This window comes from Microbulbifer sp. ABF4_143 (genome assembly GCF_056160225.1).
This window is the reverse complement of the sequence record NZ_JBSWWT010000012.1, coordinates 94817-112293: the sequence shown is the minus strand read 5'-3', so window position 1 is coordinate 112293 and position 17477 is coordinate 94817. Positions and strand designations below refer to the sequence as shown.

Genomic DNA, 17477 nt, shown 5'->3' with positions numbered 1-17477 from the left:
GGCGCATGTCCGCAAACCCTCAACGACAAATCAAGCACTTACGAGCTTGATTTGCGGCCCGGCCGCCCACGACCGAGCTAGCAGGCTGTCGAAAAATACTTTTTCAACAGCCTGCTAGGGAAGGCCGCCGGGGGGCCTCAAAACCTATTTGGAATCTCGCAAGAAGCTATCAGAGCTGGGTGAGGTACCGCTTTCCGGGACTGTTGGAGAGAGGGATCTCGCCGACAAGCCTCCAGGGATGGATTCACGACGTGTCCCGGAAAGCGGTACCTCACCCAGCTCCGGCTTGGCGCTCTCAAACAGCTTCTCAGCCCTTGACCGCTCCGGCGGACAGACCGGAGACCAGGAAGCGCTGCAGGGCCAGGAACAGCAGCATCACCGGTATCGAAACCAGTATCGAACCGGCGGCGAAGAAGCCCCAGTCGGACGCGTAATCGCTGACGAAGAAGCGCAGCCCCACCGGCACCGTGTACTTGGATTCGTCGTCCATAAAGATGGAGGCGAGAATAAATTCGTTCCACGCAGTCATAAAGGAAAAAAGCCCGGTCACCGCTATGGCCGGGCGCGCCAGCGGCAGGATGATCTTGTAGAAAATCGTAAAGCGCGAGGCCCCCTCGAGCAGCGCCGACTCCTCAATCTCGTAGGGCAGTGTGTCGAAGTAGCCCTTCAGCATCCACACGCAAAACGGCAGCGCGGTGATCGAGTAGACCAACACCAGCCCCAGCCAGGTGTTGCCCAGCCCCAGCCACTGCACGACGATCACATACAGCGGTATCAGCATCAGCACCGCCGGGAACATCTGCGAGATCAAAAACAGCATCAGGCCGCGTTCGCGGCCGGGGAACCTGAAGCGGGAAAAGGCGTAGGCAGCGCTACAGGACAGGCTCAGCCCGACCGCGGTGGTGCCGAGTGCGACCGCGAGGCTGTTGAGCAGCCAGCGCATAAACGGCTGCTCGGCCAGCACCGCGCGGAAGTTGTCCAACGACCACTGGCCGGGCAGCGGCACCAGCGCCGCCAGCCTCCTAAAGAAGCCGGCCTCCGGCGGGTCCACCACCAGCTGCAGCGACTGCTGGCCGGAGAAGGCCAGGCTGACGACCCACAGCAGCGGGTAGATCACAATTGCAGACGCGAACAGCAGCAGCGCGAAGCGCCAGCTGAAGATATCCCGCAGCACCCTGTCGCTCCACGATGGTCTGATGGGCACGCTGCGCTTTGCCCATCCTACGATGGCCTTCATGGCGTCACCCCTTGCGTAGGATGGGCACAAATCGGCAGGACTACCGATTTGGACGCCGAAGGCGCCCGCGAAGCGGGTGAGCGCCATGGACGGCGCGAGTCAAAGCGCAGCGTGCCCATCATTTGCATTCCACTCATCGCACCGCCTCCAGGGTTTTGGAAACCCGCGTCTGCCACAGCGCATAGCAGAACAACAGCGCCAGTATCACCATCGAGTAGGCCGCCGCATAGGCGTACTGGTATTTCTCGAAGCCGATACGGAAGGCCTTGGTGATCAGGATATCGTTGGCCCCGGCCGGCGCGCCGTCGCTGACCAGATAGATGACGTTGAACATATTGAAGGTCCACACCACCGACAGGATGACCGCCGGCACCAGCACCGGCTTCAGCAGCGGCAGCGTGATGGCGCGGAACTGCAGCCAGCGCCCGGCGCCCTCGACCCGCGCCGCCTCGTAGAGCTCGCGCGGTATCGACTGCAGGCCGCCGAGAATGACCACCATCATAAACGGGATCGACAGCCACACATTGGTGACCAGCCCGGTGACGAAGCTGGCAGCGACCGAATCGAACCAGGCCACCGGTGCGAAACCGAATATCTGCAGCGCCTGGTTGATCACGCCGAACTGCGGGTGGAACATGCCCTTCCACACCAGCGCGGTGATGTAGTTCGGAACGGCCCAGGGCAGTATCAGCAGCACGCGGAAAAAACCTCCACCGAATATCGGCCTGTTCAGCGCCAGCGCCAGCAGCAGTGCCAGACCGACAGACAGCAACACGTTGCCGGCGGTCCAGCAGACGGTGACCAGCAGCGTCCAATAGAAGTTGTCGAAGTTGATACTGCGCTCGGCACCCTCGCCATACCAGAGATTCCAGTCGCCGAGGATACCGATGTAGTTGTCCAGCCCCAGCCAGCGGGATGCAAAGGAAGTATTCTCGTTCAGCAGCGTCGTGTCGGTAAACGACAGCAGCAGGCCGTACAGCAGCGGGAAGAACACCAGCAGCAGCATGCCGAGTACCGCCGGCAGGATATACAGATAGGCCGTTCTGTTGCGGCGCCAGGTATCGGCGATACGCCGGCGCAGCTTCAGCAGCGCCGCCGCGGCGGCCAGCACCAGCAGCAGGCCCAGGCCCCACAGCCAGGCCGGCAGCCGCGCCGGGCCGGCAGCGCGGCCCTGCGACGCCTGCAATGCGGCGATATCCTTTTCCAGCCGGCGCTGCAGGCGCTGCATGGCCGCCTCCGGCTGCGCCGCGCCCTTGACGACCTTCTTCAGTACATTTTCCAGCGGCTTCCACAGCAGCGTCATTTCCGGCAGGTTCGGGATCGGCACCGCGGTCTCCAGCTGCGCGCGGAAGGCCATGGCGGCGTCGTTGCTCGCGATCTGCGGGTGCTCGAAGGCGGCCAGATTGGCCGGCAGCTGACCGCCGGCGATGGCCATCCGCTCGGCGGCCTCGCGCGCGGTCAGAAACTCCATCAGCGCATAGGCGGCGGCCTTGTTTTTCGACCAGGGGGACAGGAAGAGTCCCTCGACCGCCACCCAGGGCGACAGCGGCCTGCCGCTGGCACTCAGGCGCGGCAGGGTTGCCACGCCGTAGTCGATCTGCGGATCTATCTCGCCGAGCATCCAGGGGCCGCTGATGACCATGGCCGCGCGGTCCTGGTTGAACAGGTTGCTGACCAGGGTGCTGTTCGGCTCCTCCGGCAGTACCGCTTCCTTTCTGACCCAGCCCGCCAGCAGCCGCAGCGAGTGGATATTGGCCTCGCTGTCCAGCACCAGACGGCCATCGGCATCAAAGGGACCACTGCCGAACGCATTCATCAGCGCACCGTGGAAAAAGGGCTCCGTGTAGCTGTAGGCGAGGCCGAAGCGGCCCTGCTTGCGGTCGGTATGGGCGCGCGCCAGCGCGATCATCTGATCGGTATCCGCCGGGGGCGCGCCGATCAGCGCGCGATTGTAGATCAGCGCGGTGCTCTTGAAGTTGAACGGCAGGCCGTAGAGGGCGCCGCGGTAGCGCATGGCACCGAGCAGTTTTTCCGGAAAGCGGCGCAGCACCTGCGGCGATACCAGGCTGTCGATCGGCGCGATGGTGTGGCCGGCGCTGGCCCAGCCGCCGATGCGGTCGTGGGCGAAGATAAACAGGTCCGGCCCCTGGCCCCGCGGCAGCGCCGCGGACAGCTTGTCGGCGTAGCCGCCGAAGGGGACCGCCAGCGCCTTTACCCTCACGGCCGTCTGGCTGCGGTTGTAGTCGTCCAGCAGCCGCTCCAGCGCCTGGCGCTCGGCGCCGCGGTAGCCGTGCCACAGCAGCAGCTCTTCCGCCGCGAGAGACCTGGCCGCACCGAGCCACAGCACTAGAAAAAGGACACCCTGTAGGAGCCTGCTTGCAGGCGAAAGCCGCAGAGCGCGAAGGCAACTCCGCTGTTCGCCTGCAAGCAGGCTCCTGCAGGGTGGAGTCCTCAGCACGGCTCCGCCACCGCGACAGGCCGGGCCTCGCGAATGCGCTGCTGACTGTGCGCATCGAACAGGTAGACCGCGTCCGGATCCAGCGCCAGCTCGAGGGTCTGCCCGGGAGTGAGCAGTTGCAAACCCGGCAGCCGCGCGATCATCCGCTCATCGCCCGAGCCGATATGCACCAGCATCTCGGCGCCGAGGGGCTCGACCATCTCTATCGGGGCGCGCAGGCGCGGCCAGTGGGCCGGCGCCGCGGCGCCGTGGCACAGCTTCTCCGGGCGAATACCCAGTAACAGCTCGCCGGCCAGGCCGTCGAGGCCATCGCGCTCAATATCGATCAGGGAGTTTTTCAGGCCCACACCGCTATTCCGCACCGGCACTATATTCATCGGCGGCGAGCCCATAAAAGCGGCCACGAACACATTGTCCGGATCCTTGTACAGCGCCATCGGCGTGCCCACCTGCATCAGCTCGCCGCGGTTCAGAATCGCGATACGCGAGCCGAGGGTCATGGCCTCGACCTGGTCGTGGGTCACATAGACGGCGGTGGTGGCGAGCTCCCGGTGCAGGCGACTGAGATTGCCGCGCATCTGCACGCGCAGTTCCGCGTCCAGGTTGGACAGCGGCTCGTCGAACAGGAACACCTGCGGGTCGCGCACCATCGCGCGCCCCAGCGCGACCCGCTGGCACTGGCCGCCGGACAGCTGCCCCGGCCTGCGCGCCAGCAGTTCGCTCAGGCCCAGAGCCTCCGCCGCCTGCTCCACCCTGGCCCTGATCACAGATTCCGGCTGCCGGCGCACCCGCAGGCCGAAGGCCATATTCTCGAACACGGTCATATGCGGATAGAGGGCGTAGTTCTGGAACACCATGGCCACGTCGCGGGCCGCCGGCGGCAGGTCGTTGACCAGCCGATCGCCGATCCATAGCTCGCCGGCCGTAACCGACTCCAACCCGGCGATCATGCGCAGCGTGGTGGATTTGCCACAGCCGGAGGGACCCACCAGCACCATGAATTCGCCGTCGCGGATATGCAGGTCCAGGCCCGGCACCGTGGGTGGGTTGTCGCCGTAGCGCTTGGTGACCCGCTTGAATTCAATGCTGGCCACGGCGGTTACCCTTGCCAGCGCAGGCGCCGGGCAGTGTGTCTGGACTGGGCTCTCTCATCGATGCGCAATCTTGTTATCTTCCGCACCGGGCTCCGGGCGAAGTCGGACCCGGGACGGAACCGGGCGGCGTGCATTGTCATTCGCCCCCTCCCGCGGACATCCGCGCCGGGGGCTGGGCGAAAGATCTGAACAATAATTGATCAGGTTCGACGGGTCAATTATTGGCCAGCCATCCGGCCTCTCCGGATTAACCATATTGAGCGGCATCAGGCAGGGGGTAGAATCAGACGGCAATAATGCCATACAGGGAAACCCGCCGTGAAAAGACTATTCCTGCCCCTGGCCATAGGCGCGACGCTGTTGGGCGCCAAGCCGGTCAGCGCCTCAGATACCGACAAACTGCTGCAAGACACCGAAGCCAAGGTCATCGAGTGGCGCCGCCATATCCACCAGCACCCGGAGCTGGGCAACCGCGAATTCGAAACCGCCAAATATATTGAACAGCACCTGAAGGCCCTCGGCATCCAGGTGGAGACGGGCGTGGCCCACACCGGTGTGATCGGCCTGCTGAAGGGCGCGAAGCCCGGACCGACGGTGGCGCTGCGCGCGGATATGGATGCGCTGCCGGTGACCGAGCAGGTAGACCTGCCCTTCGCCTCGAAAGTCAGAACCACTTACCAGGGCAAAGATGTGGGCGTCATGCACGCCTGCGGCCACGACACCCACGTGGCCATGCTGATGGGCGCGGCGGAAGTGCTCGCCGGCATGCGCGATCAGCTGGCCGGCAATGTACTGTTTATCTTCCAGCCCGCCGAGGAGGGCGCGCCGGACGGCGAGGAGGGCGGCGCCGAGCTGATGCTGAAAGAGGGGCTGTTCCGGAAGTACAAACCGGACGTGGCCTTCGGCCAGCATGTGACCTCTACCCTGCCCTCCGGCGTGATCGGCTACCGCTCCGGCCCGCTGATGGCCAGCTCGGACGAGTTCCGCATCACCGTCAAGGGCCGCCAGACCCACGGCTCGCGCCCCTGGGGCGGCGTGGATCCGATCACCGCCGCGGCGCAGATCGTCATGGGTACCCAGACCATCGTCAGCCGCCAGATCGATATCACCAAGGAGCCGGCGGTGGTGTCCTTCGGCAAGATAGACGGCGGCGTGCGCAACAATATCATCCCGGACAGCGTCTTCCTGAACGGCACCATCCGCAATTTCGATATGGACAACCGCGCGCAGATTTTCAGCAAACTGAAAACCACCGCGGAGCTGATCGCCGAGAGCGCCGGCGCCGAAGCCGAGGTGCAGATACTGGAGGGCTACCCGGTCACCGTAAACGACCCGGCGCTGACGAAGATGGCGCTGCCGGTGCTGCAAGCCGTGGCCGGCGAGAAAAGGGTCATCGAGGTGCCGAAGATCACCGGCGCAGAGGATTTCTCCTTCTTCGCCAACGAGGTACCCGGCTTCTATTATTTTCTCGGCGTGACGCCGGCCGGCACAGACCCGGCCACGGCGCCGAGCAACCACTCGCCGCGCTTCTACGTGGACGAGCGCGCGCTGGCGGTGGGCACCGAGGCCATCACGCGGCTGGCGCTGGACTATATGGCCAACTACCGGCAGCACTAGAAACCACAACCCCTTATGTAGGAGCGGCCCATGGCCGCGATCGAATTCCTGCGAGAGCGGATAGATCGATCGCGGCCATGGGCCGCGCCTACATGGGTTATGAGAAATTAAGCGGTTTCGGTGCGCCGTGCCGGGCGCCGGCGGCGGCGCGGCCGCTGGGCATCGCCGCGCGGCGCGTCGCCGCGGTTCTGCCCGCGCCCCTGGCCGTTGCCGCGGGCCCGGTTGTCAGCGCGCCCGCGGCTGTTGCCGGCGCGCTTCGGGTTGCCGGACTCCGGCAGCTGGTGCTGCGGCTCGAAGCCCTCGACCTCCTCCCGCGGCACCGCCTTGCCGATCAGCCGCTCGATATCCCGCAACTGCTTGATCTCGTCCGCGCTCACCAGCGACACCGCCTGCCCGCGCGCGCCCGCGCGGCCGGTGCGCCCGATGCGGTGCACATAGTCCTCCGGCACATTGGGCAGATCGAAATTCACCACCTGCGGCAGCTGGTCGATATCGATACCGCGCGCGGCGATATCCGTCGCCACCAGTATCTGCACCTTGCCGCCCTTGAAATCCGCCAAAGCTTTGGTGCGCGCATTCTGGCTCTTGTTGCCGTGAATCGCCGCCGCGCGGATGCCGTCCGCATCCAGCTGCTTCACCAGCCGGTTGGCACCGTGCTTGGTGCGGCTGAACACCAGCGCCTGGTGCCAGCTGTTCTCGCGGATCAGGTGGCTCAGCAGGCGGGGCTTCTGCGCCTTGTCCACCGGGTGCAGCTTCTGCCGCACGGTTTCCGTGGTGGTGTTGCGCGGGCTGACATCGATTTCCAGCGGGTTCACGACCAGGCCCTTGGCCAACTGGCGAATCTCGCTGGAAAAGGTCGCGGAGAACAGCAGGTTCTGGCGCTTTTCCGGCAGCAGGCGAAGCACGCGCTTGATGTCGTGGATAAAGCCCATATCCAGCATGCGGTCCGCCTCGTCCAGCACCAGCGCCTCCAGCTTGTCGAAGCGGATGGCGCCCTGGCCGTGCAGGTCCAGCAGGCGCCCGGGGGTGGCGACGAGAATGTCGGCACCGCCGCGCAACCGCGCAATCTGCGGGTTGATCTTCACACCGCCGAACACCACCGCGTGGCGCAGCGGCAGATACTTGCTGTAACTCTGCACATTGTCGAACACCTGCGCCGCCAGTTCGCGGGTCGGCGTCAGCACCAGCGCGCGCACCTGGCCGTTGCGCGCGCGCTCGCCCGCGCTCAGCCGGTGCAGCAGCGGCAGCGTAAAGCCCGCGGTCTTGCCCGTGCCCGTCTGTGCGGCGGCCATGATGTCGCCGCCCTGCATGACGGCGGGAATCGCCTGCGCCTGGATCGGCGTCGGCTCGCTGTAACCCTGCTCCGCTACCGCGCGGGCAATCTCCTGGGCCAGGCCCAGATCTTCAAACAACATAAAAAACCTCGATTCGCGCCCTCGGCGCAATCAAATCAGTTCGCCCCGACTGCGGGTGCGAAGAAAAAAATCGGAGTTGGCGAGCCCAGGCTGTTCCGCCGCGGGATCGCGCCGCCGTCGAATCGCCGGTGATGGCACCGGCATGGTGCGGCATTCAGTAGAGGGTTCCGGGAAGAATTTGGAAAAAATTCCGGGGAGGCTGCCGGCGCTTCGCCGGCCTACAGATGACGCAGCCGATCCAGGCAGCGGCCCCTGGTCCAGGGCACCTGTGGGCATATCCACGCCCGGTTCAGCGGCGGCACTATAACACACACCTGCTGACTGTATAGTTTTATTTCCGCAGATGCCCTGGCGTTCTAGCGGCCCATCCGGTTAAACGATTTGCTTCAATGACCGCCGTGATCTTGGGAGCCACCGACGGGCACCATAGGCTAGAAGCACGGTCGCCAAAGCGGCCGGGGGCTCTGTAGAAATAAAATTTCTGTTGAGAAACATTCAAACCGAAAAGCTGCAACGAGCAGACAGGAGAGTAGATAACCATGTCTACCTACACAACCTCACCCAGTGAGCAGGTACCGGAAAGGGTAACTCTCGGCAACGGGCGCAGGGTGGTGATCCGCCCGGTCTGCCGCAGCGACGGCAGGCTGGAGAAGGACCTGATCGAGGGGCTGTCGCCGCAGACGCGGCGCGACCGCTTTATCGGCGGTAACTGCAAGGCCAGCGAAAAGCTGATTGAACTACTGACCGACAACGACCACCAGCAGCGCGAGGCCTTTATCGCCGTGGCCGACAGCAACGCGGCGCAGCGCGCCGTGGCCGTGGCCCACTACGCCCTGGACGGCGACGGCCGCGCCTGCGAGTGCGCCGTGGTGGTCAGCGACGATTGGCAGGGACTGGGGCTGGGCACCCGGATGCTGCAGCGCCTGATCGATTCCGCGCGCGCACAGGGGCTCGAACGGATCTACTCCATCGAGTCGGCAGACAATATGCGCGTGAAAGGTTTCGCCAAATCGATGGGCTTCGAGTGCCGTACCGACCCGCGCGACTACACACTGCTGACCTACACCCTGGATCTGCAGCAACCGGTGGCTGGGCACCGGGCCGCAGAACAGATAAGGGCAGCCCGAGCCCACTAGCGGGCCGCGGAAAAAATCCGACAAACGAAAAACCAGGGAAAATAGCGAGGAATCCGGCGGCGCGCCCGCGTGAACAGGCGCGCCGCTTTTGCGCTTGCCGATTCTCCCGCGCCTAAACTGTTCAGGGCAGACAACAGGCTCCAGGACAAGCGCATGGACAAATCGATTCCCGCCAAGCTCCCGCTGTATATCGGCGGCGACTGGGTGCAGTCCCAGACAGACAGCTGGCTCGACGTGACCAATCCCGCCAGCGGCGATGTGCTGACCCGCGCGCCCTACACCGCGGAAGACGAATTGCAGCGCGCCGTGGAAGCCGCCCGCGAGGCCTTCCAGGGCTGGCGCGACACCCCAGTGCCGAACCGCGCGCGGCTGATGCTCAGATACCAGGAACTGCTCAAGCGGCACCAGGAGGAACTGGCGGAAATCCTGTGCGAGGAGAGCGGCAAGACCTTCGAGGACGCCAAGGGGGATATCTGGCGCGGTATCGAGGTGGTGGAACAGGCGGCCAATATCGCCGCGCTGACGATGGGCGAGACGGTGGAAAACGTCGCCTCAGATATCGACTGCTACTCCTACACCCAGCCGCTGGGGGTCTGCGCCGGCATAACCCCGTTCAACTTCCCGGCCATGATCCCGCTGTGGATGTTCCCGATGGCCATCGCCTGCGGCAATACCTTTATATTGAAGCCGTCGGAACAGGACCCGATCACGCCGTGCAAACTGGCGGAGCTGTTCGCCGAGGCCGGCGCGCCCAAGGGGGTATTGCAGCTGGTGCACGGCGGCCGCGAGCAGGTGGACTTCCTGCTCGAACACCCGGATATCGAGGCCGTGTCCTTCGTCGGCTCGGTGCCGGTGGGCCGCCATATCTACCGCACCGGCTGCGACCACCTGAAGCGGGTGCAGGCCTTCGCCGGCGCCAAGAACCATATGGTGGTGATGCCGGACGCGAACAAACCCGCGGTGCTGAACAATGTGGTCGGCTCCTCGGTCGGCGCCGCCGGCCAGCGCTGCATGGCCATCTCCGTGGTGGTGCTGGTGGGCGAGGCGCAGCAGTGGATCCCGGACATCCGCGACACCATGGCCAAAGTCCGCCCCGGCCACTGGAAGGATCCGCAGGCGGACTTCGGCCCGCTGATCTCCCCGGCCGCGCGCGAACGGGTACTGGGCTATATCGAAAAGGGCAAGGCCGAAGGCGCCCGCTGCCTGCTGGACGGCTCCGGCGCAAAAGTGGACGGCTTCCCGAATGGCAACTGGGTCGGGCCGACGCTGTTCGCCGACGTGACCCCGGACATGTCCATCTACACCGACGAAATCTTCGGCCCGGTGCTGTGTCTGGTCAACGCCGACAGCCTCGACGACGCGATACGGCTGGTCAACGACTGCCCCTACGGCAACGGCACCTCGATATTCACCGCCAGCGGCGCCGCCGCGCGCAAATACCAGCACGAGATACTGGTGGGCCAGGTGGGTATCAATGTGCCGATACCGGTGCCGCTGCCGTTTTTCAGTTTCACCGGCTGGCGCGCGTCCTTCTACGGCGACCAGCACGCCTACGGCAAACAGGCGGCGCGCTTCTACACCGAGACCAAGACGATCACCGCGCGCTGGTTCGACTCGGACATAGAACACGCGGAGCACCCGAATATGACCATTCACCTGAAATAAGCGGGATTCGTCAGAATTTCAAAACAGTAGGATGGGCAAAGCGCAGCGTGCCCATCACCACCGTGGAAGCTGGGCACGTCGCTACGCGCCTTTGCCCATCCTACGGCTTAGAAGGTAGGAAAAACAGATGAACAAGACAGTCGCATTTTTCGGTCTCGGCCATATGGGCGGCCCCATGTCCGCAAATCTGGTCAAGGCCGGCTTCAGGGTAAAGGGTTTCGATCCGGTGGCGGAATTACTGGATACCGCCGCGGCGCACGGGGTCGAAAAAGCGGCCTCACCCCTGGACGCGATCGCCGGCGCCGACTTCGTGCTGAGCATGCTGCCGAACGGCGAGGATGTGGAATCACTCTATATCGACGGGGAAAAACTGCTCGACCATATCGCCGAGACCACACTGGTGATCGACTGCTCCACCGTCGCCGCCACCAGCGCCAGGCGCCTGATTGGCGAAGCGGCAAAGCGCGGCCTGAACGCGATAGAGGCGCCTGTGTCCGGCGGCGTGGCCGGCGCCGCCGCCGGCACATTGAGCTTTATGTGCGGCGGCGAGGCGGAAAATATCGAGCGCGCGCGCGAAGTGCTGCAAGCGATGGGCACGAACGTCTTCCACGCCGGCCCCGCAGGCGCCGGCCAGACCGCCAAGATGTGCAACAACATGCTGCTCGCCATCCATATGATCGGCACCGCCGAAGCGCTGCAGCTGGGGGTCGACAACGGCCTGGACCCGAAGGTGCTGTCCGAGATCATGCTGAAAAGTTCCGGCGCCAACTGGTCGCTGCAGAAGTACAACCCCTATCCCGGCGTGATGGAAGGCGTGCCGGCCGGCAACAATTATGAAGGCGGCTTTATGGTCAAGCTGATGTGCAAGGATCTGGGCCTGGCCCAGCAGGCCGCCACCGTCAGCCAATCCTACACGCCGCTGGGCTCACTGGCGCGCAACCTGTACGGGCTGCACAGCCTGGACGGAAACGAGGCACTGGATTTCTCCAGCATTCAGCGCCTGTTCGGCAAATCCTGAAAACCACCTCCCCTCCACCCCCGATATTCCGGCTTGGTAATATTTAATTTTTCTTGGTAAGATGTCTTTTCAGTCGCGGCGATAACGGTGTGGGCGGCTGCCACGGACATTGCCGGGGCGACAGATAAAAAAAAGGGGGCACCCCGATGGCGGACAACAACAAAAGCCGGATTCTGCTCTATGGCGCCACCGGCTATACCGGGCGGCTCGCCGCCGGGCTGGCGGCCGAACGCCGGCTGCCGGTGGTACTGGGCGGCCGCAACCCGCACAAGCTGGCGCAACTGGAGGCGGCACTCGGCCTGCCGAACATTTGCCTGGATATCGCGGACGCGGGCCGCCTCGCCGCTGCGCTGTCGGACTACGCCGTGGTGCTGAACCTGGCCGGCCCCTATCGCGATACCGCGCGGCCGATCCGGGAAGCCTGTATCGCCGCCGGCAGCCATTATGTGGATATCACCGGCGAGCTGGACGTTTTCGCCGAGCACGCAGCCGCACACCGGGCCGCGCAGCAGGCGGGCATCACGCTACTGACCGGCGCCGGCTTCGATGTGGTGCCGTCCGACTGCCTGGCGGCCCATGTCTGTGCGCGGGTATCCAAGCCGCGCAGCCTCAAGCTGTATTTTTCTGGCGGCGCCGGCATGTCCCGCGGCACCATGCACTCTGGCCTGCCGATGATCGCCGGCGGCACCCCGGTGCGCCGCGGCGGCGAGCTGATCCGGCTGCCGAAGCCGCCCGCATGCAGGCGCGATTTCGACAGCCGCAACCGCTACTACGAGGCCTCCGCCTGGGGGGATCTGGAAACCGCCTGGCACTCCACCGGCGTCGGCGACATCACTGTCTATTTCGAGAAAAAACCGCCCTCCCTGCTGAAAAAGGCACTGGCCCCGCTGAACAATTACCTACTCACCACCGCACCGGTGCAGTGGCTGCTGCACCGCGTAATCGAGCGGATGCCGGAAGGGCCGACAGATCGGCAGCGCGAGTCCGCCCGCCAGGTGCTGGTTGCGGAAGCCACCGGCGAGGACGGGCAGAAATTCGCCGCACGGCTGCAAACGCCGGAAGCCTACACGCTGACCGCGCACACCTGTCTGGAGGCCGCGCACCGCCTGGCGCAGGGGGAGGCCGGCGGCGCCGGCTTCCAGACCCCGGCGATGCTGTTCGGGGCCGACTTCGTGCTGACCTTTGACGGTGTGCAGCGCGAGGACCTGTACGGCGGCGAAGCGCGGTCGGCCGCCCCGGGCACTGACGACCAGCAACGGGAAGTCGTCGGCTGATACCGGCAGAAAAAAATAACGACTGCAGAAAGAGCCGCCGTACGCCAGTGGCTCAAGCGGTAAATTCGGTAACTAAAACTCAAAGGCGCCAGGACAAGGCGAAAAAGCGCAGGACCAGCAGGGCTAATTCAAGCTTTTTCAACGCAGCACTGGCGCCTGTGGCGAAGAGATCGGTTACCGAATTTTCCGCTTGAACCACTAGCCGGCATGGAGCATTCATCATGGACACTGCGCCGCCCCGGTATATTCAGACGCGCCGGCGGGCATCGGCCCTGCCGGTTTCCAGCAAGCTGTATCAGGCCATAGGTGCGCTGCCGGACACCTTCAAGAATTTTGCCTTCAATACCTTTCTGCTGTTTCTATACAGCCAGATTCTCGGGCTTTCCGCCTCGCTGGCGTCGCTGGCCCTGATGATCTCCGTGGTAGTGGACGCGGTCAGCGATCCGCTGGTGGGCTCCTATTCCGACGGCCTGAAATCCCGCTACGGCCGCAGGCACGGGCTGATGTTCGCGTCGATACTGCCGCTGGCACTGACCCTCTACCTGCTGTTCACGCCACCGCAAGCGACCGACCAGTGGCTGCTGTTCGGCTGGCTGCTGACCTTTTCCGTTCTGAGCCGCCTGGCCATGACCCTGTTCCTGGTGCCCTGGAGCGCCCTCTTTGCCGAGCTGTCAGACGACTACGCCGAACGCAGTTCGATCATCACCTACCGCTACCTGGTCGGCGCCATCGGCGGCGTGCTGTTTATCTGGTGTGTGTGGACCTTTATCTTCCCCAGCAGCGAGGCGTACCCCAAAGGCCAGATGAACCCGGAGGCCTATGCCACCTTTGCGCTGGTGCTTGCACTGGCGGTGGCACTGTCTGTTTTCGCCACCAGCTGGCTGACCTTGCGCGAGATTCCCTACCTGCGCCAGCCGGCAGATGGAAAAACCTTCGGATTCGCCAGCACACTGCAAGACCTGCTGCTGGCTGCACGCAACCACAATTTTATGGTGTTGTTTGGCGGTCTGCTGGTCTCCTCGGTGCTGAGCGGCACCATCGCCGCGCTGGAAATCTACTTCCACACCTATTTCTGGCAATTCTCCTCGGAAGACCTGCGCTGGCTTACCCTCGGCGTGCTCGGCACCCTGCTGGGCGCTCTCTGCATCCCCGCACTGCAGAAACACTTCGACAAGAAAACCATCCTCCTTTTCGCGATGGTGTTCTCCCTGATCGACGGGCTCGGCATCATCGGCGCGCGATTGCTGGACCTGCTGCCGGAAAACGGCGATTCGCTGCTGCTGTATATCCTGGTATTCAACGAAGTGTTCCGCATGATGGCGCTGACGGTCACCATCATCATGTTTGTATCCATGGTGGCGGACACACTGGATGTACAGGAACTGGAAACCGGCCAGCGCCAGGAGGGCGTCTTCTCCGCAGCCATCTCCTTCTCCGGCAAGGCGGTTTCCGGCTTCGGCATACTGCTCGCGGGCCTGCTGCTGGAATTTCTGGTGGGCATCCCCCAGGGCGCTGAGCCGGACTCGGTGTCCGAACAGACGGTTTGGCGCCTGGGCATATTCGGCGGCATCGCGCTGCCGCTGCTCTACTTCATTCCTTTCCTGATGGCCACCCGCTACGGCATCAGCCGCGAGCGGCACGCGGAAATTAAAGCGGCTCTGGCGGAACGATATTAAGCCCGGCAACCGAATAAGTTAACGGCTTAATGCGGCACTGGGAGGTGCCGCCGCCAGCCGCAGGCTGGCGCGAGCCCTTGAAATGCAAGCGAATCCACGTATTTGCGCCAGTATTTCAAGGGCGACGAACAAATATATCGGGGCCGAAGGCGCCGCAGGAGCGGCTGGACCGATATATTTGTTCGCCGGGTTAATAGGATCCGAAACGGCGCAATGGCAGCTATTTAGACCTGTTTCCCGAAAAGCGGACATGGGATGTCGTGGGCGCTTGCGGATTCATGGCGTTAGCCTGAACGAGTGCAGGTGCCACCACCGTACAAAAAGCAGTAATAAAAATAATCACAAGCAGCGAGTCCAATGATGAAAAAGTTCAGCAAAAACCAACTGGCGGTGTTCATCGCCCTGATCTCCTCATCCGCCCTCCCAGCCCAGGTCGCCGTAGCGGCGGAGACGCTCATCGAAGAAGTAACGGTAACCGCGCAAAAGCGTGAACAGAGTCTGGTTGAGGTGCCGGTGGCACTCAACCTGTTGTCGGATGCAAAGCTGAACGCCGAGTACATCAACACCATCGACAACCTGTCCCGGGTGGCCCCCTCGCTGAACTTCAACAACGACAATATCGGCATCCGTGGCATCGGCAGCGCCGGTTTTTCTGTGCAGGTGGAGCCCACGGTCGCGGTGGCCACGGACGGCGTGATCATGGCGCGCTCGGCGCAGGCGTTTTTCAACATGATCGACGTGGAGCGGGTGGAAGTGCTGCGCGGTCCCCAGGGCACTCTGTTTGGAAAAAATACCTCTGCCGGCCTGGTCAACATCATCACCAAAGACCCGAGCCGGGAATTTGAGAGCGCAGCGGAAGTGCGCGCGGCGGAAGGCAGCGACTACCTGTTCCGTGGCGCTGTCTCCGGCGCCCTGTCGGAAAACAGCGCCGGGCGCCTGTCCGGTTTTTTCCGCAATGCCGCCGGTTTTACCGAGCTGGCCGGAGGTGGCGACCGCAACGACGAGACCGCCTATGCGGTGCGGGGCAAATACCAGCTGAAAGTCGGCGAAAATCTGGAACTGAAGCTGACCGCCTACGCGCAGGAATCCGAAATCGATGGCTATGAACTGGTATGGCGGGAGGTCAACGATCCCGCGCTGCGGCTGATTATCGACAACCTCGGCGTCGAAGCGGGGCCCGAGAACAACACCGCCAGCAGCAGCGGTACCGGCCGCGACGACCGCAGCGACCGCGGCCTGCAGATGGAACTCGACTGGCAGACTGCCAGCGGCCACACACTGACTTCCGTTACCGCCGCGAGCGACTGGAAAATGGACAAGATCGACGATGTCGACGAACAACCGGTCGCGCTGCGCGAGCCACTCTACATCTCGCCGCAGCCGACCCCCTTCGGCACACTCGGGCCGATCAATTTCCACCAGCACAACCGCCAGGATATCGAGCAGTTTTCCCAGGAGCTGCGCCTGACATCGCCGGAAGACGGGCGCTTCAACTATATCGCCGGCCTCTACGCGCAACACTACCAGCTGCGCGACGGCATCACGCGCGAATTCGATTTCTGTACCTACCCGGCGCTGCTCGGCCTGCCGCTGCCCCCCGCGCCGCCACCGCTGACACCAGGGGCCAGCTGCCAGGATCCAACCTTCGCTGTGCTCTCCCTGTCCACCGCCAGCGCGTTGATGGGGCTGGCGGATTTGAACGGCCGCCCGGCGCTGACCATCTCCGCGCTCGAACGCGACGTACAGGGTGAAAACTACGCGCTCTTCGGCCAGGGCACTTACGCACTGAGCGAAAACCTGGATTTCACGCTGGGGCTGCGCTACCAGTATGACGAGACGGCGCTCGATTTTGATATCACCCTGCCCAACAGCATACCCGGCTTCGGCGCCGTGCCCGCGGCGGATACCGAAGACGCGGTCAGCGGCAGCGGCTTTTCCGGCAAGACCAGCCTGCAGTGGCGCATCAACGACGACGCCATGCTCTACGCCAGCTACGCCCGCGGCTACAAGGGACCCACCGGGGATTTCAGAAGCAGCGCGCTGGCCGGTCTCACCCCCACCGACGCCCTGATCGAAATAGATCCGGAGACCTCCGACAATTTCGAGCTGGGCCTCAAGACCAGCCTGCTCGACGGCCGCGGCTATCTGGCCGCGACACTGTTCCACAGCGATTACACCGATTACCAGGCCGAGCAGTTCAGCGCCGTGGACCAGCAGTTTATTCTCGCCAATGTCGGCGCCGTGCGCAGCCGCGGGCTGGAACTGGAATCACAAGTTCAGGCCGGGGCGCACTGGCACTTTGACGCCGCGCTTTCCTACGTGGATGCCGCCATTGAAGAGTACCCTGCGGGCAAATGCTATGTGCCGGAGATCACCGATCCGCACTGCTCCGCCGCGCCGCCGTTCAGCAAGGATCTCGCCGGAGGCGATCTGCCGGTATCGCCGAAACTGAAAGGCCATATCGCCGCGCAATACGAAAAGGCACTGGACAGCGGCCTGCGCACCTTCGCGCGACTCAGCTACAGCTGGCAGGATGACGTGCAATTCGGCCTCGATCAGAATCCGCGCACGGTGCAGGAAGCCTACGGGCTCTTGAACGGCAGCATCGGGTTCGGCAGCGCCGACGGCGGCTATACGGTATCCCTGTACGGACGCAATCTGCTCGACCAGAACTACGCCACGTCGATGTTCCAGGATTTTATCACCGGCTACTCCGCCAATATCGTGCAGTTCCGGCCGAAGGAAGCCGAACGCCAGCTCGGCCTGGCGCTGCGGATGGACTTCTGAACCGCGAGTTCTCTGTTACCGAATCCTCTCTCACAGGATGCGTTGTTTGCTGAGGAGGTTCAACAGGTGCCGGAAAGGCACACTGTCTGAACCAGATCTT

The 17477-nt window shown here is 63.8% G+C and carries 11 protein-coding genes; 7 read left to right on the top strand and 4 right to left on the bottom strand.

What is annotated here, in order from left to right:
- Window positions 1–307: 307 nt before the first annotated feature.
- From ACXAF3_RS11295 to ACXAF3_RS11285, 3 genes are all read right to left on the bottom strand, one after another.
- Window positions 308–1237 carry a sugar ABC transporter permease gene (locus ACXAF3_RS11295; RefSeq protein ID WP_475112406.1) on the bottom strand — a complete coding sequence of 310 codons (930 nt, stop codon included), beginning with the start codon at window positions 1235–1237 and terminating at the stop codon, window positions 308–310.
- 133 nt (window positions 1238–1370) lie between these two features.
- Complete coding sequence (locus tag ACXAF3_RS11290) at window positions 1371–3584, bottom strand: extracellular solute-binding protein (protein ID WP_475112405.1); 2214 nt, start codon at window positions 3582–3584, stop codon at window positions 1371–1373.
- Between the two features lie 104 nt (window positions 3585–3688).
- A complete protein-coding gene (locus ACXAF3_RS11285) occupies window positions 3689–4789 on the bottom strand; it encodes an ABC transporter ATP-binding protein (RefSeq protein WP_475112404.1) in 1101 nt (366 codons plus the stop codon).
- Between the two features lie 318 nt (window positions 4790–5107).
- On the opposite strand from ACXAF3_RS11285, the gene ACXAF3_RS11280 reads away from it, so the two are divergent.
- The gene (locus ACXAF3_RS11280; protein WP_475112403.1) at window positions 5108–6406 is read left to right on the top strand and encodes a M20 family metallopeptidase; all 1299 of its coding nucleotides are present in this window, start codon (window positions 5108–5110) and stop codon (window positions 6404–6406) included.
- Between the two features lie 107 nt (window positions 6407–6513).
- On the opposite strand, the gene ACXAF3_RS11275 is transcribed toward ACXAF3_RS11280, so the two are convergent.
- Window positions 6514–7821: a DEAD/DEAH box helicase gene (locus ACXAF3_RS11275; protein WP_475112402.1), complete on the bottom strand. Its 1308-nt coding sequence runs from the start codon at window positions 7819–7821 to the stop codon at window positions 6514–6516.
- A 539-nt stretch (window positions 7822–8360) separates the two neighbouring features.
- Between ACXAF3_RS11275 and ACXAF3_RS11270 the strand changes: the two genes are divergently transcribed.
- From ACXAF3_RS11270 to ACXAF3_RS11245, 6 genes are all read left to right on the top strand, one after another.
- Entirely contained in the window at window positions 8361–8957 is a 597-nt protein-coding gene (locus ACXAF3_RS11270; protein WP_475112401.1) for an N-acetyltransferase family protein, read from the top strand.
- A 153-nt stretch (window positions 8958–9110) separates the two neighbouring features.
- A complete protein-coding gene (locus tag ACXAF3_RS11265; RefSeq protein WP_475112400.1) occupies window positions 9111–10622 on the top strand; it encodes a CoA-acylating methylmalonate-semialdehyde dehydrogenase in 1512 nt (503 codons plus the stop codon).
- Between the two features lie 127 nt (window positions 10623–10749).
- Complete coding sequence (mmsB, locus tag ACXAF3_RS11260) at window positions 10750–11640, top strand: 3-hydroxyisobutyrate dehydrogenase (protein WP_475112399.1); 891 nt, start codon at window positions 10750–10752, stop codon at window positions 11638–11640.
- A gap of 146 nt (window positions 11641–11786) precedes the next feature.
- Window positions 11787–12914: a saccharopine dehydrogenase family protein gene (locus ACXAF3_RS11255; protein ID WP_475112398.1), complete on the top strand. Its 1128-nt coding sequence runs from the start codon at window positions 11787–11789 to the stop codon at window positions 12912–12914.
- 221 nt (window positions 12915–13135) lie between these two features.
- Window positions 13136–14590, top strand: a complete 1455-nt coding sequence (locus ACXAF3_RS11250) for an MFS transporter (RefSeq protein WP_475112397.1) — start codon at window positions 13136–13138, stop codon at window positions 14588–14590.
- 360 nt (window positions 14591–14950) lie between these two features.
- Entirely contained in the window at window positions 14951–17377 is a 2427-nt protein-coding gene (locus ACXAF3_RS11245; protein ID WP_475112396.1) for a TonB-dependent receptor, read from the top strand.
- Window positions 17378–17477: the final 100 nt, after the last annotated feature.